Raw genomic sequence first — 16525 nt, 5'->3', positions numbered from 1 at the left:
CCGCCCCCTGCCATACCATTTTAAATTTTAAATTAAAGAATTAAAGAATTGGGAATGACTTATTATATAAGGGTTTGGAGCTTTACTACAGTTGCATTCTTTTTTTAAGATGAGTTACGGTTTGTGGGTGCGGTTTCGCTGAGGAGAAAAGGCAGAGCTTGCGAACCCAAAAAATATCTCCGTTGAGCGGGGTGAATATGCGGTTAAAATATTATTGAATCAGTATAAACCAATAATAGATGCTGAAGAGTAACTGCACAATTCGCAATAAACCTGTAATGTTTGATGCTTTTGCAACAGAATACGATTTCGCCGCCACCTTGCAAAACCAGAACGATTTCTTTACTAAAAACCTATCGACCAGCAAAGGTGCAGCATTAGATATTGGATGCGGTTCGGGAATTCTTGCTTTTGAATTAGCCCAGTATTACGATCGTGTAGTCGCCGTAGATTTTTCAGCAAAAATGCTGGCGATCGCCCGTCAAAAACGCTCAGCCCCCAATATCGAATACATTCAAATGGATGCCAGTCAATTAACGTTAGAGCACAAATTTGATTTAATCGTTAGTGCCGCCACTTTTCACCACTTGCCCAACCTCCCCGCCGCCCTCTCAGTAATTAAACAATTGTTAAATAGGCACGGAAAAATCGTCTTTTTAGATAATATATCGGAAATCGAAAGACCTGCTACAATAGGCTACATAGTAGGTGCAGCGAGAGATTTTATTCCAGACTGTTCTACCTACGGATTTCGTACAGCTTCAAGATTATTAAGATTTAGACTGTCGCCAAGCTGGTTGAAACATTTAGCTAGCGACAGGTATTTGTCAGAACGGCAATTTAAAAAGATTTACGGTCGTTGCTTTCCCGGCTGTTATTTTGTAAAATTGGGTTGTTTTATGGGCGTAATCTGGGAACATTTCTAATGCAAAACAACGCGATACAATCGGTATCTGGAAGGGAACAAAAAACTCATATCCGCGAGTTGGGCATTAATCTGGATCGGTGGTATGCAATCGCCCGCAGCACCGAGGTGCAAACTCAGCCACTCGCTGCGAAAATCTGGAATCGGGCGATCGTACTTTTCCGCGACAGTGCAGGAAAAATCAACGCTTTAGAAGATAGATGTCCGCACCGACAAGTTAAACTCAGCCACGGTCAAGTTAAAGGCGATTTAATCGAATGCGCTTACCACGGATGGCGGTTAAATGCAAAGGGAGAATGCGCCGAAGTCGATTATTTAGCAGAAAATCAAAAGCTACCTAACTGCAAAATTCGCTCCTATCCAGCCAAGGAACAAAACGGTTTTATCTGGCTGTTTCCCGGCGACGAAACGCAAGCCGAAAAAATAGATTTATTGGATTTGCCCGAGTGGGAACATCTCAATTATATTGCCACAGTTTCAGTCATCGACTGTCAGGCACACTATTCATTTTTAATTGAAAATTTGATGGATATGTACCACGGACACTTGCACGATGATTGGCAAGCTTGGGCAAATCCGGTGTTAGATTCTTTAGAAGAAAACGAGCATCTAGTAACTGCTCGCTATCAGGCACAAAGTTATTACAAAATAGATAAAATTTGGTCAATTTCTCAGTTGTTTTTTAAATCTCTGCGCCGACTGCACCCGGAACCGCTGGAAGTGAGTTATGTTTACCCGCACTGGGTTTCAACTTTGGGTAGCGATTTTAAGATTTACTGCTTGGTTTGTCCTGTGAGCGAGACAGCAACTCGCGCTTATTTAATTCATTTTACCTCATTAAATGCGTTTTGGCGGCTGCACAAATTGCCGGTTTGGTTTCGCAGGTTTATTAAAGATAGTTTGTTCGGTGCGGCTCAAAAGTTATTAGATGGTTTGGTGCGGCAGGATGTGTTAATGATTGAGGAAGAACAGCAGGCTTTTTTGCAGAATTCGGAAAGAAAGAGTTACGAATTAAATAGGGCTTTGGGGAGCGTGCAAAAGTTGATGAGAAGTCAGGCGGGAAATGGGTAATTCAGTCGCAAATTGAAATCTGCACAGGCTAATATGTATATTTTCCAAAAATCATGGAAGTACAACCGAGGGAAACTCGGCTAGTCCTGAATGCAGAACTTGTATATGTAGGGTGGGCCCTCCGCACCTTACCGCTATAAGTAGCGCGTAAACCATTTTTTTGCCTTAGTTCTGTCGGGCTTATACTATAAGTGCAGAATATGAAGAACGTTATAGCGCCAACCAGTGAAAGCTGGCTGAACGCACTAATTGAATCTCTAAAAAACCCCGCAGAAGCTGCGGCTTACCTGAGTGTGGCTTTAGAAGTAGAATCACCGGATTCTCAACTGCTGCGGGCGGAAATTCAAGACGTAATTGATGCACGTTTGCTGGCGAACAATCTTTTAAAGCAAGCTAAAGTACATCACGAGAAACTCGATCAAATGGTTTCGGAAAGTGGCGCTTATGAAATTTACGCTTTAATCGCGTTATTGGATGCGTTAGGATTTAGGCTAACAGTTACTTTAAAAGAAGATGAATTAGCGATCGGGGAATGAAACCGAGCGCAATTCATCTGCGTTAATCTGCGTCCATCTGCGGTCAAAAAAATCTAAATTTTGCCAGCACAAACTTTACTTTTTAGGTCGCTGCTGCTGGTAAACGCTGATAACTTTATCGGCATAAGTAGCAGTTGCGCCACTTTTACAAGCTGCGGAGTCCCCTGTCATCCACCAGCAAGCGGCGCGGCGTACTGCGGTTAATTCATTGTTGCTGCTAGCTTTGTATTCGTCGCGCAGCAAATCGCCCACGATACAGGTAACAATTGATTTGGCTTTTGTCGCGTCGGCCTCAAATTGTTGCGGTGTTAAATCTTGTTTGGTACAGAATTTTGCCCAGCGGGAAATATTGCCCGGCAAAACTTGCCACTGACTGTACATTCCGTCATTTGCGGCTTGTGGGGGGGCGGCTTGTCGCAGCGCTTCTACGAGGGCGGAAACTTGCGCGTCGGTGACTGCTTGCGCTGTGGCTGGAAGTGCTTGCAATCCGAGGCTAATTATCAGGCTGCCGAATAGTAGATTGGTTTTTGCGATCGATTTAAAATTCATTCACAATGCCCTGTTTAATTTAAACTTTGTTTCCTCAAACAAGGTTTACTATTTTGTCGCTCGAATACCTCTGTCTTAAGTATGATTTGCTTACTTAATGGACTGTCGATCGCACTTACGATAGAAATTGTTAATCATGTACGATAAAATCATAGAAGTACAACCCAGGGAAGTTCTACGTTACGCTACAGCAGAGGGTAGAGTACCATTCGGCGAGTGGCTTGATTCGCTCCGCGATCGGAATGTTAGAGTTAGAATCAAATCTAGGCTTGACCGAAGTTGAGCAAGGTAATCTCGGAGATTTCAAGTCAGTGGGACAAGGAGTTTTTGAACTCAGAATTAATTATGGCCCGGGCTACCGCCTCTACTTTGGACAAGTCGGCTTGACAATTGTGGTAATCCTCATAGCTGGGGATAAAAGCACCCAAGGACAGAACATTCGACAAGCTATAGAATACTGGACAGATTATGAAAAACGTGAAAGCACCCACAAGTGATAGCTACCGCGAGTACCTAATTGAATCTCTCCACGAGCCGGAAGAAGCTGCTGGTTTTATCGGGGCTATCTTGGAAGAAAAAGACTCTGAACCCGCACTTTTGAGAAATGCCATCAGAAAGGTAATTGAGGCTCGAATCAGGATGAATACTCTTTCGGAGTCAGCAAAAGAACATCACGAAAAACTCGACAAGATGTTGACCGAAAGTGGAGGTTCGGAAATTTACAGTTTGGTAGCACTGCTCGAAGCATTAGGATTTAAACTAGAAATTACTGTCGCAGATACTGAATTGCCCGCTGACTCGGAATCAACGGATTTTGGGGAATCAGAATTATCGCCCGAACCAGTAGTAATTAATCCCAGTTAATGAGTAAATTGCGCCCTCACCCTTTCATCACAAAATCTAACAATCGGTGAGCCATTTCTAGCTTGCTGCAAGGTGCTATTTCTACTTGCTTGCCGGCGGCATTAATTAATATTGCTTGATTGGTATTGCTGCCGAAACCAGCACCTATTCGATCGATCGGGTTTGCCGCAATTAAATCAAGTTTCTTCGCCCGCAATTTCTCCAAAGCTGGCTTGACAATATCCCCAGTTTGTGCTGCAAACCCGATTAATTTTTGGTGCGGCTGTTTCAATTTTCCCAACTCTGCCACAATATCCGCTACCGGTGTCAAAGGCAAACAATTCGGGAGCGATCGCTTCGGCAATTTCTCACTACTGTACTCAGCCGGCTTCACATCCGCTACCGCTGCTGCCATCACCGTCAAATCCGCATCGTGAAAGCATTGCAGCATCGCCTGCCGCATTTCTTGTGCACTCGCAACTGCGATCGCCCGCACACCTGAGAGCGGCAATTCGCCAGTTATACTGTGTACCAGCGTCACTGTCGCGCCCCGGTGCTGTGCAGCTTGCGCCAAAGCTATACCCATTTTGCCGCTGGAAGGATTGCCGATAAACCGCACCGGATCGAGGTGTTCCCGCGTTCCTCCCGCACCGATCAACACCCGAAGCCCCGCTAAATCTCGATCGCCCTTCGCATACAACAGCGATTCAATATGAGGCAAAATCTCACCAGGTTCTGCCATGCGGCCGACACCCGCGCGATCGCACGCCAGCATTCCCGCCCCTGGATTCGCAGCATGATAGCGCCGATAAGTCAACACTTCCCGCCAATTCCGCTGCACCGCAGGCTGTTCCCACATATCCGTATTCATCGCCGGTGCCAGCAAAATTGGGCAAGTAGAAGCTAAGACAGTATTAGTCAGCAAATTATCAGCAAAACCCCCCGCCAACTTAGCCAAAGTATTAGCTGTCAGGGGAGCAATAACAAAAACTTCCGCCCATTCTCCCAGTTGAATGTGCAGGGGGCGGCCGTGACTTGCTTGCCAAAAATCTTTGTCCGTAAAAGCAGGATGGCGGCACAGAGTAGCAAAAGTCAAAGGCGTTACAAACTCCGCGGCCGCATCAGTAAGAATAGCTTTAACTTCAGCTCCAGCTTTCGCTAAAGTTGAAACTACTTCGCAAACTTTGTAAGCCGCAATTCCGCCGCTAACGCCGATTAAAATTCGTCTGCCTTTCATGTCATACCATTTTATATTTTAGATTTTAGATTTTAGATTTTAAATTGGGAATTACTGATGAATATCAGGGTTGAGAGCTGGCCTACATTCACATTCTTTTTTGAAACGGGTGTCATTTTTTCATAAAAAAGAATCAAGAAAGAAATTAAGATGAAAATAGACAAAAATCCATAACTCATCTGTTCAATTCACAACAAAATATGCTGCTAACTTCTTCCTCAATTCCGTCGAAAATTTTAAGCTAGATTTTTTAGGCTATGCTTCGTCGTAGGCTTCCATATCCAGAAGGTGGAGATAAGGTTCAACCATCTCCGGCCGCTGAAAGGCAAGCGATCGCAACAAATGCCAATCATTCAATCCCTCAAAAGGATCTGCATAATCGTCCACTTCCAAACGGACAGCCAATTCTGCCACGTCCTGAGAAGTAAGTACAGCAATATCGCGCGATGCTTTGGTTAAAGTTTTCATTTTTTTCCCCTGCCCGAGACTTCCGCCATACTATATCCTAAGCCTTTAATCTGATTTCGACACAGTTTCTACAACAAAACTTCGCATTACATCTATAACTTCGGGCAGAATCTCGTGTCCCATGATAAATTCTCGATACTGCACCGCAGTTCCCCAAGCAGTCAAACTGTCGCGCGATCGCACAGCAGCAGTAACGGGCACAATAGTATCTTGAGTACCGTGCACGATTAAAACAGGTGGCAAAGCACTCCCAGCAACTGGCGAAATCGACGGGTGTAAATAACCGCTCAGACAAATTAAACCGGCTACAGGCAAAGTCAATCCCACATCTAGAGTCATCGCTCCCCCTTGAGAAAAACCGCCTAAAATAGTGCGAGACAAAGGCACGCCCGTGCTGCTTTCCAAAGACAGCAAAAATTCCCTCAGCAATTGCCGGCTTTTTACCAATCCCTGAGCGTCTTTACCTTGAAGGTCATACCACGCTTTGCCGCCCATTGCCTGAGGATGGGGAAAGGGGGCGTCGGGAAACACAAACTGATAATCCGGTAAATTGAAAGCCGGTGCTAAAGAAGTCAAATCCCGAGCATTAGCACCCCATCCGTGCAAAGCGACAATCACAGCGACAGGTTTGCGATCGGTTTTTGGCGGAATGCTAATAAATTGTAAAGACATCGTAATTAGTAATTGGTAATCTGGCATTGCTACAATTATAAATTGTCGCGGTGAGTAAAACCCAAGATATTTGTTTTGGGCAAGATTTGACTCGAAATTAGCACGCAGTTGCCAATAACTCTAACTGTTAACTGTTGACTGTTAGCTGTTAACTGTAGGGTGCGCAATCCGCACCTTTCCCAAGTAGGGTGCGCACCTTTCCTAAAGAAATAAAAAAAAGAGAGAACGGCGACGCTCGTGCGTTCCCATTAGAAATGGAGATGCTAGGGGGAGCGAGGCTAGACTCAGCTATAAGCGAGAGTTCTCCCGCTAATTTCAACTAACACCTACCGCAGTTGAAACCTGAGAAACAGATTGCTGGGACTGTTGCCGCACCGGCACCTCAATCGAGAATTCAGTTCCCTCTCCCGGAGCCGATACGCACCTGAGCGAACCTTGATGTTTGTCCACTATTTGATAGCCGAGCGACAATCCCAAGCCAGTACCTTTGCCTACAGGCTTGGTAGTGAAAAACGGCTCAAACAAACGTTTTTTGACATTCTCGGTCATGCCCGTTCCATTGTCAGAGATTCGCACGCATACACAATTAGAATTTAAAAGTTCAGTGCGAATCATAATTGTAGGTAAAAATGGCGAATTTGAGAAACTTTGCCCGAGCAGATTTTTTTGATTTTGTGCGTCATATAAAACATCAATAGCATTTGTCAAAATATTCATAAATACCTGATTTAATTGTCCCGCAAAACACTCCACTAAGGGCAAATCTCCGTATTCTTTGATGACTTGAATACCCGGAAAATCAGCTTGGGGTTTCAGCCGACTCTCCAAAATCATCAAGGTGCTGTCAATGCCTTCGTGAATGTCAACAGACTTCATTTCAGATTCATCCAATCGCGAAAAATTCCGCAGAGAAAGCACGATCTGGCGGATGCGTTCAGCTCCCAAATTCATTGATTTTAGGATTTTAGGCAAGTCTTCAATAATAAACTCCAATTCGATCTCTTTTTGTTTGTCTTGCACTTCTGGCGTTGGGTTCGGATATTGCTGCTGGTATATTTCCACAAGTTCCAGCAAGTTTCGAGTATATTCGCCTGTATGGATCAGGTTCCCAGAGATGAAGTTGACAGGATTGTTAATTTCGTGGGCAACTCCAGCCACCAACTGCCCCAAGCTGGACATTTTTTCAGTTTGGATTAGTTTAAATTGAGTTTCCTGCTTTTTTAGTGCTGTTTCTAGTTCAGCGGTGCGCTCTTTTAGTTGAATTGTGCGATCGTACACTTGCTGTTCTACTTTGGCGGTACGTTCTAGAGACATCAACAGGTAAATCGTCAAGCTGCCAGCCATCAATAGCCCGATCGCACAAATAGCCAGCGAACCCTGATGCGTCTTCAGACCGTTGTACCCGTTCCCGGGCAAAACTAGCAGCATCCACTGGCGGTCTGCTACGTTCAATAAGCGAGTGCAAGCACTAGGATTTTGACAGATTTCCCCCCGAACATTAGTTAACTCTGGCTTTTCTAGTTTTGGGTTATCTATCAACTGCTTAGCTTGTGAGTCGTAGCGCACCAGAAAGCGTTCTTTCCCTGTAGCCGAGTTGTCGTATAGGTAAAAATTAATGCTGTCTAAATTTAGGGATTCTAAAGAGAAATCGACCATATGGGTGATCTGAAACAGACCCGCAATAACTCCCATGAGATTTTCGCGGTTCTTAACCGAGTTATCTAGAGAAGTTGTGCGACGGGGTACTGGCAGAAATACTTGCAATCCCGGTTGATTGTTGCTGACTAATTTAATCTGCGCGGAAGCCGCTATTTTCCCCGTATTCACCGACTTCTCTAAAGCTGCTTTGCGCTCGGGGCTGGAGGCAACATCAAAACCGATCAGTTTGTTATCTTCTTCTAGTGCTTCTCTGTAAATAATTGGAAAGTATTCCGATCGCACTTTTGCTTCGATCGGCTTTTGGTCACGAGTTCGCTCGTAAATTTGAAATGCCGGAAAACCTTCGGCTCGAATTGCGGCTTCGTAAGCTGCTTTTTGGGCAGCAGGCACGCGCACACTCCAGTTAACAGAATAGATGGCAGAATGTCGGGAAAGTGCAGGTTGAACGAATTGCTTAAAATCTTGTCTGCTAACTTCAGTAGATGCGTTGTAGAATGCTTGAAGTGAGTAAAGAACTTCTAAATTGTGATTGATGCTTTGCTGCAAAGTCACATTCAGGCGATCGGCTTGCTCATCAAATTGAACTTGCATTCGTTGGTTTTCCGAATGCCACACAAGGGCGGCGGCTGCCAATGACAAGCTCGTACCTGTCCAAAGAGTCAGCGCTGCTGGAATGTAGCGACGGTACGACTGTAAACTTTCCGCCAGCGAATTAAACCAATTGCTGCCAACATTCATATTTCCACACCTTCTGCCACCGGAGTGCAATTAGTTTAAAGAATTGTAAAATTCCTTGATAACACAAGAAACCGCCCAGAAACTACATTCTCTAAAAATTTACGATCGCAGGAATAGGGCTTATCCTGGGAAACCCAATTTCTACGAAAATATTGCTGTGGTAACCAGAAGTATGGCAAGAAACCGGGTTTCTTAGGAATAGTGCATCCACTGAGGAATTGCCACCAATTGTAACTAAGTGAAACGAAGCGAGTTCAAATCTGGGCGATCCCCAATTTCCTTCCCCGGAAGCACCCGGGAGCGAGAAAAAGCCTTTATCTGGTGGGGCGGGTACTAAAAACCCGCCCCACAAAGCCAACTTAAATGTCGAACAGGTTACAAAATAGTCCCTATTTCCTTCAAATAAACCCGTGTAAACGGTTCCCCATCTCCCAGAGTATACTGTTCGATCAACCCCTGGCGGCGAATAGAAATACTATTTTCTTCCCTCACCACAACAGTATCGTCATCAGTGCTTTCTCTGCTCAACATCATCTCAGTTTCCCCCGGATTGTCCAGCACCACCATATTGCTCCCTTGATAAAACATTCCGTCCGCTTCCAAAATATTTCCGGGATATTCAGCAATTAACAAATCGAGCTTGGGATTCCGCAGCAAACTTTGCACGTTAAGATTGTAATTCTTATGCAAAACTTTTTCAGAACGGTTGACAAAAAGTCCACCGCGACAAACAGCACCGATCGTCCAATCGGGATGCTGCAACAAAATGTGGTCGATTGTTTCTTGCAGTTCTTGCACCGAAATTTTGTTGAAAGTAATAATCGGAACTCTGGCTGATTTTCCCGAGTCAAAGAAAGTTTCGATAATATGGGAAGGCACATCAACCCCTTCGCCTACAGCCGGGTTGAGGTGCATAAAAATTCCCGGCGCGGCATTGATTTCGAGAATCCCAAAATTGCCTGTTTTCCAAGATTTGGCGAGAGTTTCTGTTACCACATCCACCCCCAAACAAGTTAACCGAAAATGTAGGGCGATATCTTGAGCCAAAACAATGTTATCCGGGTGAATAGTTTGGGTAGCGTCGATGCTGACGCCGCCTGCGGAAAGATTGGCGACTTTGCGCAGAGATACAGTGCGATCGCCCTCTAGGACACTATCCAATGACAGCCCTTGTTCTGCCAGATACATTTCCATCGATTCGTCGGACTGAATTTTGCTCAGGGCCGAAGTTGGCGTATCCAAACGTTGGGATTTGCGGTTTTCACGGCGGATCAATTCGCGAATTGTTGAGTCGCCGTCCCCTGTTACCCAAGCGGGTCGGCGTTCAGTTGCCGAAACAAATTTGCCGTCAACGCACAGCAGCCTAAAATCCGATCCTTTGATGCTATTTTCCACAATTACTCGCACCGATTCTGTTTCGGGAATTGCCTTAACAGCTCTTTTAAAAGCGGCCTGCAATTCCTCAGCATCTCGGATATCTGCTGTGACGCCAATTCCTTTATGACCGACTACTGGTTTGACAGCAACTGGGTAGCCAATGTCTTTAGCAACTGCCAGAGCTCCGCTTTCTGTGGAGACGATATCGCCTTTGGGAACAGGAAATCCTAATGTAGCGAGAAAAGCTTTACAATCGTCTTTGCGCGTGGTAAAATCGGAGTCTAAGTGGCTGTCAGAATCAAAAGTAGTTGCAGAGCCGCGCACGAGTTTTTTCCCGTACCCGTATTGCATCAATCCTTCATCCCACAAATAAAATACGGGAATGCCTTTTTGCGATGCCGCTCGCATTAACGAATAAACTGTCGGGCCTCCGTAAACAGACTGCCGGAACATATTTTGCAGCGTGTCTATTTGTGATTCCAAGGGAAAATCTTGATTTTGATTGATGGCTTCAAACCAATCCCAAACAGCGTAAACTACGGCTCTGGCGCTGCGGGCGTGAACTGCTTCTATGCTAATTCTGTTAAACTGAGAAAACGGCTTGACGTTCCAGTGTTGGAAGTGCAAACCCATGTCGAGTTTTGCAACTTCTGAAGCGGTACGGCCGAACAGTTCGGCGTGGTTTGAAAAAGTTTCCTGCTGGAGTTGCGGGTAGCGATCGCTAATAATTTCATGGTAATGTGCGATCGGCAAAGGTTCGCTCGCGCCCGTCACCGCCAAATCGAAAACTAAAGCCGCTGTTCCTAAATAAGGGTTTGGCCCCATATAATGTTTGAAGTTGAAAACATCAAAAACATCTGTTTTTCGAGCATTGACCCGCGCTGTTTCGGTGCTTTTTTCTTGCAGCATTTTCTAACCTCCTTTTCGTCAATTTTCCACATTAACTCTCTTGTCGGTGCATTAGATACTACCCGCAGGCATAGATATTGCAGTAGCAGTTGATACAAACACTCCGACCAATTCTGCCTTCAGCATCGCGGGAGTGGGGGAGAGGGGAAGTGGGGGAGTGGGGGAGATGGGGAGAGGGGAAGAGTGGGAAAATATTTCTTCTTCGTTCAACATCTAACTAAGCACTGATGACAAAGCACCTATAGCTAAGCACCTATAACTAATAACTCTACTTCCTTGCCCTCCAGAAAAAAAGCTCTAACTTTTGAGAGGTGCACTGCCCACTTATTGCCCACTTATAATTGTTTATGACTGTGAAGGAGAATTTAAGAGGCAGCAAATTTATGAAGCTCGCACAAACTGCTCTCAGGGATCAAGTTCACGAATTAGCTGAGGAAGCATTTCACCGGAAGCTAATTTCTGGCTACGGCGATGGTCAAAACAGCAACGAATATCAGATTGTCTGGAATGGCAAACCCAGACACCTACCTTTAGAACGGGCGCGTACGGTATTGAGCAATTTGATCGAGCGATCGCACTAACGCGCGATCGGACTAATTTAGGACTTACGCTCATAAACCCGGTTTCTACGAGAAATAAGAGGTTATGAGGGAAGTATCCAGTCAGAAACCGAGTTTATGACCAGCGCGCGCGTAAGTCCTGTAATTTAACTCATTTTTTGACCCCTCCTATATTTTGTTAGGTGGGGTAGGTTTTTTTTAGCAAAAACATCTTTACAGCCCGCGGCCCGAGTAAACAAACCCCAGAACCCTTGAGTTTTGTGCGTCCGGGAATCAGCAAATTCAGATAATTTTGTGTATCTATCTATACCTTTTGGCAGTTTCCAGAAGGAAAAATTTTGTGTTTTAGTGAAATTTAATAAATTAAAAGTGGAGATAATATGGCGAGCAACGAAAATCAGGGAAAGTTGCTAATTATTGGGGGCGCAGAAGACAAAGAGGGGGAGTGTAAAATTCTGCGGGAATTCTTGCGGTGCGCCGGAGGCACTAAAGCGCACATTGTGATCATGACGGCTGCAACCAGCTTGCCGGGAGAAGTAGGAGATAATTACATCCGAGTGTTTGAGCGACTCGGCGCTGAAGATGTGCGAGTTGTTGACACCCAGAGACCCGAAGATGCCGACAATCCAGATTATTTAGAAGCGATAGAACAAGCGACTGGCATATTCTTTACCGGCGGAGAGCAAGCGCGGATTATTAACTGCTTGAAAGGCACCAAACTCGACGATGCTATGCACAAACGCTACTCGGAAGGGATTATCATTGGTGGCACCAGTGCCGGCGCGGCGATGATGCCAGACATGATGATTATTGAAGGAGACTCCGAGACAAATCCCCGCGTTGAAGTGGTAGCAATGGGCCCGGGAATGGGTTTCCTCCCGGGAGTTGTCATCGACCAGCATTTCGCTCAGCGAGGTCGTCTGGGACGCTTAGTTACCGCACTCTTGCTCCAACCGGCCGTGTTGGGATTTGGTATTGACGAAAATACAGCTATTTTAGTCAGCGGTGACGAGTTGGAAGTTATTGGCGAAAGCGCTGTAACAATCATCGACGAGTCGGAAAAACTCCACGACAATATAGATGGACGGTTGAAGGATGAGGGTTTGGCGATTTGCGGCGCCAAGTTGCACATACTCCCTCACGGATACCGGTTTAACTTGAAAACTCACGAGCCGGTGTTCGATAACGTAACAACTACAGCAGATAGGGAAACGGCGATCGCCTAATTTACTTCCAACGCCGCCATAGTAAATGTCAAAATTATGTAGGGTGGGCAGTGCCACCTTACCGATTCAAGGAAATATCAGGGTTTTTAAACCCCGATACTTCGTTGAGAACTCATAAAAAGAAGAGGTAAACTCCTCTTCTTTTTTTATTGCGGTTTGTGGTTTTTTAAGCACTTTTCTGTTCGCCAAACATCGACTGCTGCCCTTCTTCAGTCGAAATTAAATTCCACCCTTGAGTTTTCAGCTTCTGAAATGTTGCCCATCCGTTAGAACCGCCCGGTTCCCGGTAGTCGGGTGCAGCGTACTGCGGAAAAGCTGTGTAAGGCCGCCACGCTTGACGGGCTTCCGTGCGCAAGTGCAATATCTTTTCTCCATTGCCTCCCAATCTGGGCAACCAGCACATTTGTTTTAGCATTTTTAACACTCCAGATTTTTACAGTAAGGGTAATTCGTCAACATCCCCAATTAAACTTTTAGAACCCTAGAGCCGCTGCTCGGAATATCTAACGGGTAACAGGGACGGATGAGATTTTCACCGATTACCAATTACTGAGGTAGCAGCAGTCGTTAAAGCTGATTTTGGTTCTGCAAAGTTTGCCAGTCAAGAACTATAAAACAAGTGTTACCAAGGCATAAGCAAAAATAATCATTGCTCTTCTCGGCTCAAACTTGAGTTAAAGTCGATCGCCCGAAAATCCAGTTGAATAAAGGATTCATTTTTCTGGTTTCTCTTGCCTGATAATTACAAGCCGATCCTCTCTCTTTCCGCCTAAAATCACATCATTCTACAGTATTAGCTCTGCCAGCTAAAAAATGTTCCTTTAGTTACAAACTTTAAACTCTTATCACGATTTATCTAGTTATCAAAAGTTAAATTACTTTTCATAAACAGCACTTCACAATTTTTTGTTACTTTAACTACATTTTTGATTGATTTAAATCGGGCCTCCGGGTTCTCAGGCGCGCACGTTACTCAACCGCTAGGGTGCGCACGAGTAAATCCTCCGGGTGCGCCTCTGGACACCTGACAACAGAAGAGTTACAGGTTTAACTCTTAAGAACGATGGCGACAGATTTGCAAAATGGTAACAATGAATACTAATCACAATTATAAGTTCTGCAAACAAGCTATTCACGGCCGCTGCAATTGAATTTAAACTCTTCGCTCCCAACAACAAAGCAGCTACACTGCTCGGCTCCTTTTGCTTATGGGAAGAAATTGCTTTAGAAAAAGATGACAGAGGTTATTTCCGCACTAAAATTCAGTTAGAAGACGGTATTTATCAATACAAATTCCGAGTTCAATCGCAAAGTCCCTGTTGTGAACCCGACGAATGGGTAGAAGTCAACGATCCCTGCGCTACTGAAATTGACCGCACTACTAATACAAGTACAATTCGCATCAAAGCAGGCGCGCGAATTATTGATACCTATGTTTGGCAGCACGACGACAAAAAACTCCCCGAAAATGAAGAATTAGTTATTTACGAACTGCACGTTGCTGATTTTTCCGGCGCAGATGGTTCCGACAGCGGCGGTAAATTCCAGCAGGCGATCGAGAAATTAGATTATCTGTGCGATTTGGGGATAAATGCGATCGAACTAATGCCAGTTAATGAATATCCGGGCGATTATAGCTGGGGCTACAAAGTCCGCGATTTCTTTGCCGTAGAGTCCTGCTACGGTGCAACCGCAGATTTGAAGCAATTGATTGACGAATGCCACGGGCGGGGCATTCGGGTGATTCTGGACGGCATTTACAACCACTGCGATGAAGAATGTCCCTTATTGCTCATCGATCGCAATTATTGGTACTACCGCGACAAACACTATCCCGAAGATCCCGCTAACTACTGGGGCCCGGAGTTTAACTACGATAACTTCGACTCAAAACTCGGCATTCGTCCCGCTTGGAAATTCATCGGCGATGTCGTTAATTTCTGGATTCAAGAATATCATATCGACGGCATTCGCCGGAGATGCAGTGCGGCAGTTGGACAATCGAGATTTCCTGCACTGGATAACTCGCGAAGCGAAAAAAACCGCCGGCGACAAGCCATTTTACAACATAGCAGAACACATTCCCGAACTTACCGAACTCGTGGCTGCGGACGGGCCGATGGACGGTTGCTGGCACGAAAGTTTTCGCATTTTTACCATAGAAAATCTCGCCGGGGATCGTTTCGATCTCGAAAAGCTCAAGCAAGCTCTGGATGCCAAACAACAAGGCTATCAAAAAACAACTAATGTTATCAATTATTTAGCCAGTCACGACCGATCCCACTTGCTGGCGGAAGCAAGCTTTCGGAATCTCGACCGAGAAGCTGCTTTTAAACGAGCTAAATTGGGAGCGGTTTTGTTAGTAACAGCAGTAGGAATACCGATGCTGTGGATGGGCGAAGAGTTTGGACAATCCACTCGGCAAACTCCCAACCAGCCGAATAAACTGCAATGGTCTTTGTTGGAAAATCAGCCAAATCATGAGTTGTTGGAATACTACAAACACGTGATTCGGCTGCGGCAAAAAATCCCGGCACTTTACACGGAAAATATTGAATTTTTCCACGAAAATGCCGCAGCCAAAGTCCTCGCTTACTGTCGCTGGAGCGATGAGGGAACGCGAGCAGTAGTTGTGGGAAATTTTTCGGATACTTATCTATCTGGTTACTGCATTCCTAACTTTCCCGCAGCAGGAACTTGGCACGAGTGGATGTACAACAAAATGGTAGAAGTTGGGGAAGAAGGGTTTAAGTTTGATTTGCCGGAATGGTCAGCGCAGGTATTTGTTTGAGCGCCGGAGAATTTATGTCTCCAGGCAGATGATCCGCGAACTTGTACAACAGTAAATTGTATTTACGACTGGCGCACCAAACTCAACAAACCGGGTTTTTCTACCGGGGCGGATGTCTGGAAGATAGTTTTTTGTAGAAAAACCAGGTTTCTGCGTCCCAGAGTGCGATCGTAATTCCTGGTATTGAGAAGAACAATTGCACCGCGACGTGCCACCTGTCAATTAACACGTCAATTAACACAAACTTTGTGGGAGGACAAACTCTATGGGTTGGCTAAAAAGATTGTTTGGTTTAGAAAAACTTGAAAATCAAGAAACTGTTGACGCTCCTGCTTACCAAGCACCTGTAGCTGAAGCTCAAGCTCAAGCTCAAGCTCAACCTGCTGCGAGCGCTCAGACAGTTCCGGCGGAACGCATGGGATTGAATGGAGAATACGATGAAAGCGGTTTAGCTAAACGGGTGGCTCAGGCTTTTGATGCAAATCCAGATGTTGCAGATATTGAGACTGTTTATGTGGCTCAACACGGCTCTACGGTGGTTCTCAAAGGTACAGTTCCCGATCAGGCAATTGTCACCAAGCTGGTAACAATTGCTAAAGGTGTCAAGGGTGCAACTGGGGTGGAAACTAATCAAGTTACTGTAGGCTAGCGCGACAGTTGTTGCTAACATTTAACAGTTAACAGTTAACAGTTACCATTTAACTGTTAACTGTTATAAGCTGTTCTGCATCTTGCGCTGTATTTTTCGGGCGGGCGAGATACCCCACAATAATTTCATCTAACTTGACTGTAAAATTTAGATGCGCCGCGCCTGGGCTTAGCAATCGTCCTGACGATGAGGACGTTTTTCATTGCTGAAACCTAAGATATTATATTACTTCTGACTTCTTCCCTCCTTTACCTCGCGTACATTGCTCGTTGCCGAACTTCCTTTTTCAATAAGTGTGTTTTTGAGCGATCTTTT

At 45.2% G+C, this 16525-nt stretch carries 17 protein-coding genes and 2 pseudogenes; 10 read left to right on the top strand and 9 right to left on the bottom strand.

Annotated features, from left to right (window positions below):
• Positions 1–239: 239 nt before the first annotated feature.
• The 3 genes from QUA13_RS08945 to QUA13_RS08935 all read left to right on the top strand — a co-directional run bounded on the left by QUA13_RS08945 (position 240) and on the right by QUA13_RS08935 (position 2532).
• Entirely contained in the window at positions 240–926 is a 687-nt protein-coding gene (locus QUA13_RS08945) for a class I SAM-dependent methyltransferase (RefSeq protein WP_333198017.1), read from the top strand.
• A complete protein-coding gene (locus QUA13_RS08940; protein WP_333198016.1) occupies positions 926–1996 on the top strand; it encodes an aromatic ring-hydroxylating dioxygenase subunit alpha in 1071 nt (356 codons plus the stop codon). The genes QUA13_RS08945 and QUA13_RS08940 overlap by 1 nt, the downstream gene beginning before the upstream one ends.
• Positions 1997–2196: 200 nt before the next feature.
• Positions 2197–2532, top strand: coding sequence for a transcriptional regulator (locus QUA13_RS08935; protein ID WP_333198015.1), 336 nt, complete (start codon positions 2197–2199; stop codon positions 2530–2532).
• Positions 2533–2607: 75 nt separating this feature from the next.
• Here the strand turns inward: QUA13_RS08935 and QUA13_RS08930 are convergent, their stop codons facing one another.
• On the bottom strand, positions 2608–3081 hold the full coding sequence (locus QUA13_RS08930; RefSeq protein WP_333198014.1) for a hypothetical protein: 474 nt from the start codon (positions 3079–3081) through the stop codon (positions 2608–2610).
• Between the two features lie 151 nt (positions 3082–3232).
• On the opposite strand from QUA13_RS08930, the pseudogene QUA13_RS08925 reads away from it, so the two are divergent.
• Positions 3233–3578: pseudogene (locus tag QUA13_RS08925) on the top strand (type II toxin-antitoxin system RelE/ParE family toxin).
• Positions 3550–3945, top strand: coding sequence for a transcriptional regulator (locus tag QUA13_RS08920; protein ID WP_333198013.1), 396 nt, complete (start codon positions 3550–3552; stop codon positions 3943–3945). Before QUA13_RS08925 ends, QUA13_RS08920 begins: the two are co-directional and overlap by 29 nt.
• 16 nt (positions 3946–3961) lie before the next feature.
• Here the strand turns inward: QUA13_RS08920 and coaBC are convergent, their stop codons facing one another.
• The 6 genes from coaBC to QUA13_RS08890 all read right to left on the bottom strand — a co-directional run bounded on the left by coaBC (position 3962) and on the right by QUA13_RS08890 (position 11197).
• Positions 3962–5161: a bifunctional phosphopantothenoylcysteine decarboxylase/phosphopantothenate--cysteine ligase CoaBC gene (coaBC, locus tag QUA13_RS08915; RefSeq protein ID WP_333198012.1), complete on the bottom strand. Its 1200-nt coding sequence runs from the start codon at positions 5159–5161 to the stop codon at positions 3962–3964.
• A 255-nt stretch (positions 5162–5416) separates the two neighbouring features.
• Entirely contained in the window at positions 5417–5629 is a 213-nt protein-coding gene (gene isiD, locus QUA13_RS08910; RefSeq protein ID WP_333198011.1) for a protein IsiD, read from the bottom strand.
• A 45-nt stretch (positions 5630–5674) separates the two neighbouring features.
• Positions 5675–6301 carry an alpha/beta hydrolase gene (locus QUA13_RS08905; protein WP_333198034.1) on the bottom strand — a complete coding sequence of 209 codons (627 nt, stop codon included), beginning with the start codon at positions 6299–6301 and terminating at the stop codon, positions 5675–5677.
• 315 nt (positions 6302–6616) lie between these two features.
• Positions 6617–8698, bottom strand: coding sequence for a CHASE domain-containing protein (locus tag QUA13_RS08900; RefSeq protein WP_333198010.1), 2082 nt, complete (start codon positions 8696–8698; stop codon positions 6617–6619).
• A gap of 375 nt (positions 8699–9073) precedes the next feature.
• The gene (locus QUA13_RS08895; RefSeq protein WP_333198009.1) at positions 9074–10984 is read right to left on the bottom strand and encodes an ATP-binding protein; all 1911 of its coding nucleotides are present in this window, start codon (positions 10982–10984) and stop codon (positions 9074–9076) included.
• A gap of 51 nt (positions 10985–11035) precedes the next feature.
• The gene (locus QUA13_RS08890; protein WP_333198008.1) at positions 11036–11197 is read right to left on the bottom strand and encodes a hypothetical protein; all 162 of its coding nucleotides are present in this window, start codon (positions 11195–11197) and stop codon (positions 11036–11038) included.
• A gap of 170 nt (positions 11198–11367) precedes the next feature.
• Here QUA13_RS08890 and QUA13_RS08885 point away from each other — a divergent pair, with 170 nt between their 5' ends.
• Positions 11368–11565 (top strand): hypothetical protein, encoded by a 198-nt coding sequence (locus tag QUA13_RS08885; protein ID WP_333191021.1) that lies wholly within the window; start codon positions 11368–11370, stop codon positions 11563–11565.
• A 359-nt stretch (positions 11566–11924) separates the two neighbouring features.
• Complete coding sequence (locus tag QUA13_RS08880) at positions 11925–12770, top strand: cyanophycinase (protein WP_333198007.1); 846 nt, start codon at positions 11925–11927, stop codon at positions 12768–12770.
• Positions 12771–12936: 166 nt separating this feature from the next.
• Here QUA13_RS08880 and QUA13_RS08875 read toward each other — a convergent pair whose 3' ends face one another.
• Positions 12937–13185: a hypothetical protein gene (locus QUA13_RS08875; protein WP_333198006.1), complete on the bottom strand. Its 249-nt coding sequence runs from the start codon at positions 13183–13185 to the stop codon at positions 12937–12939.
• Positions 13186–13865: 680 nt separating this feature from the next.
• Between QUA13_RS08875 and QUA13_RS08870 the strand changes: the two are divergent.
• Both QUA13_RS08870 and QUA13_RS08865 read left to right on the top strand, forming a co-directional pair.
• Positions 13866–14495, top strand: a pseudogene (locus tag QUA13_RS08870) (alpha-amylase family glycosyl hydrolase); the annotation flags it as partial.
• Positions 14496–14697: 202 nt separating this feature from the next.
• Positions 14698–15561, top strand: a complete 864-nt coding sequence (locus QUA13_RS08865; protein WP_333198005.1) for an alpha amylase C-terminal domain-containing protein — start codon at positions 14698–14700, stop codon at positions 15559–15561.
• Between the two features lie 62 nt (positions 15562–15623).
• On the opposite strand, the gene QUA13_RS08860 is transcribed toward QUA13_RS08865, so the two are convergent.
• Positions 15624–15776 carry a hypothetical protein gene (locus QUA13_RS08860; protein ID WP_333198004.1) on the bottom strand — a complete coding sequence of 51 codons (153 nt, stop codon included), beginning with the start codon at positions 15774–15776 and terminating at the stop codon, positions 15624–15626.
• Between the two features lie 50 nt (positions 15777–15826).
• On the opposite strand from QUA13_RS08860, the gene QUA13_RS08855 reads away from it, so the two are divergent.
• Positions 15827–16210: a BON domain-containing protein gene (locus QUA13_RS08855; protein ID WP_333198003.1), complete on the top strand. Its 384-nt coding sequence runs from the start codon at positions 15827–15829 to the stop codon at positions 16208–16210.
• Positions 16211–16525: the final 315 nt, after the last annotated feature.

Origin of the sequence: Microcoleus sp. S28C3 (genome assembly GCF_036700785.1) — a bacterium.
GTDB classification, from domain to species: Bacteria; Cyanobacteriota; Cyanobacteriia; order Cyanobacteriales; family Microcoleaceae; genus Microcoleus; species Microcoleus asticus.
The sequence above is the reverse complement of the archived record's forward strand: the minus strand, read 5'-3'. Positions and strand labels throughout refer to the sequence as shown.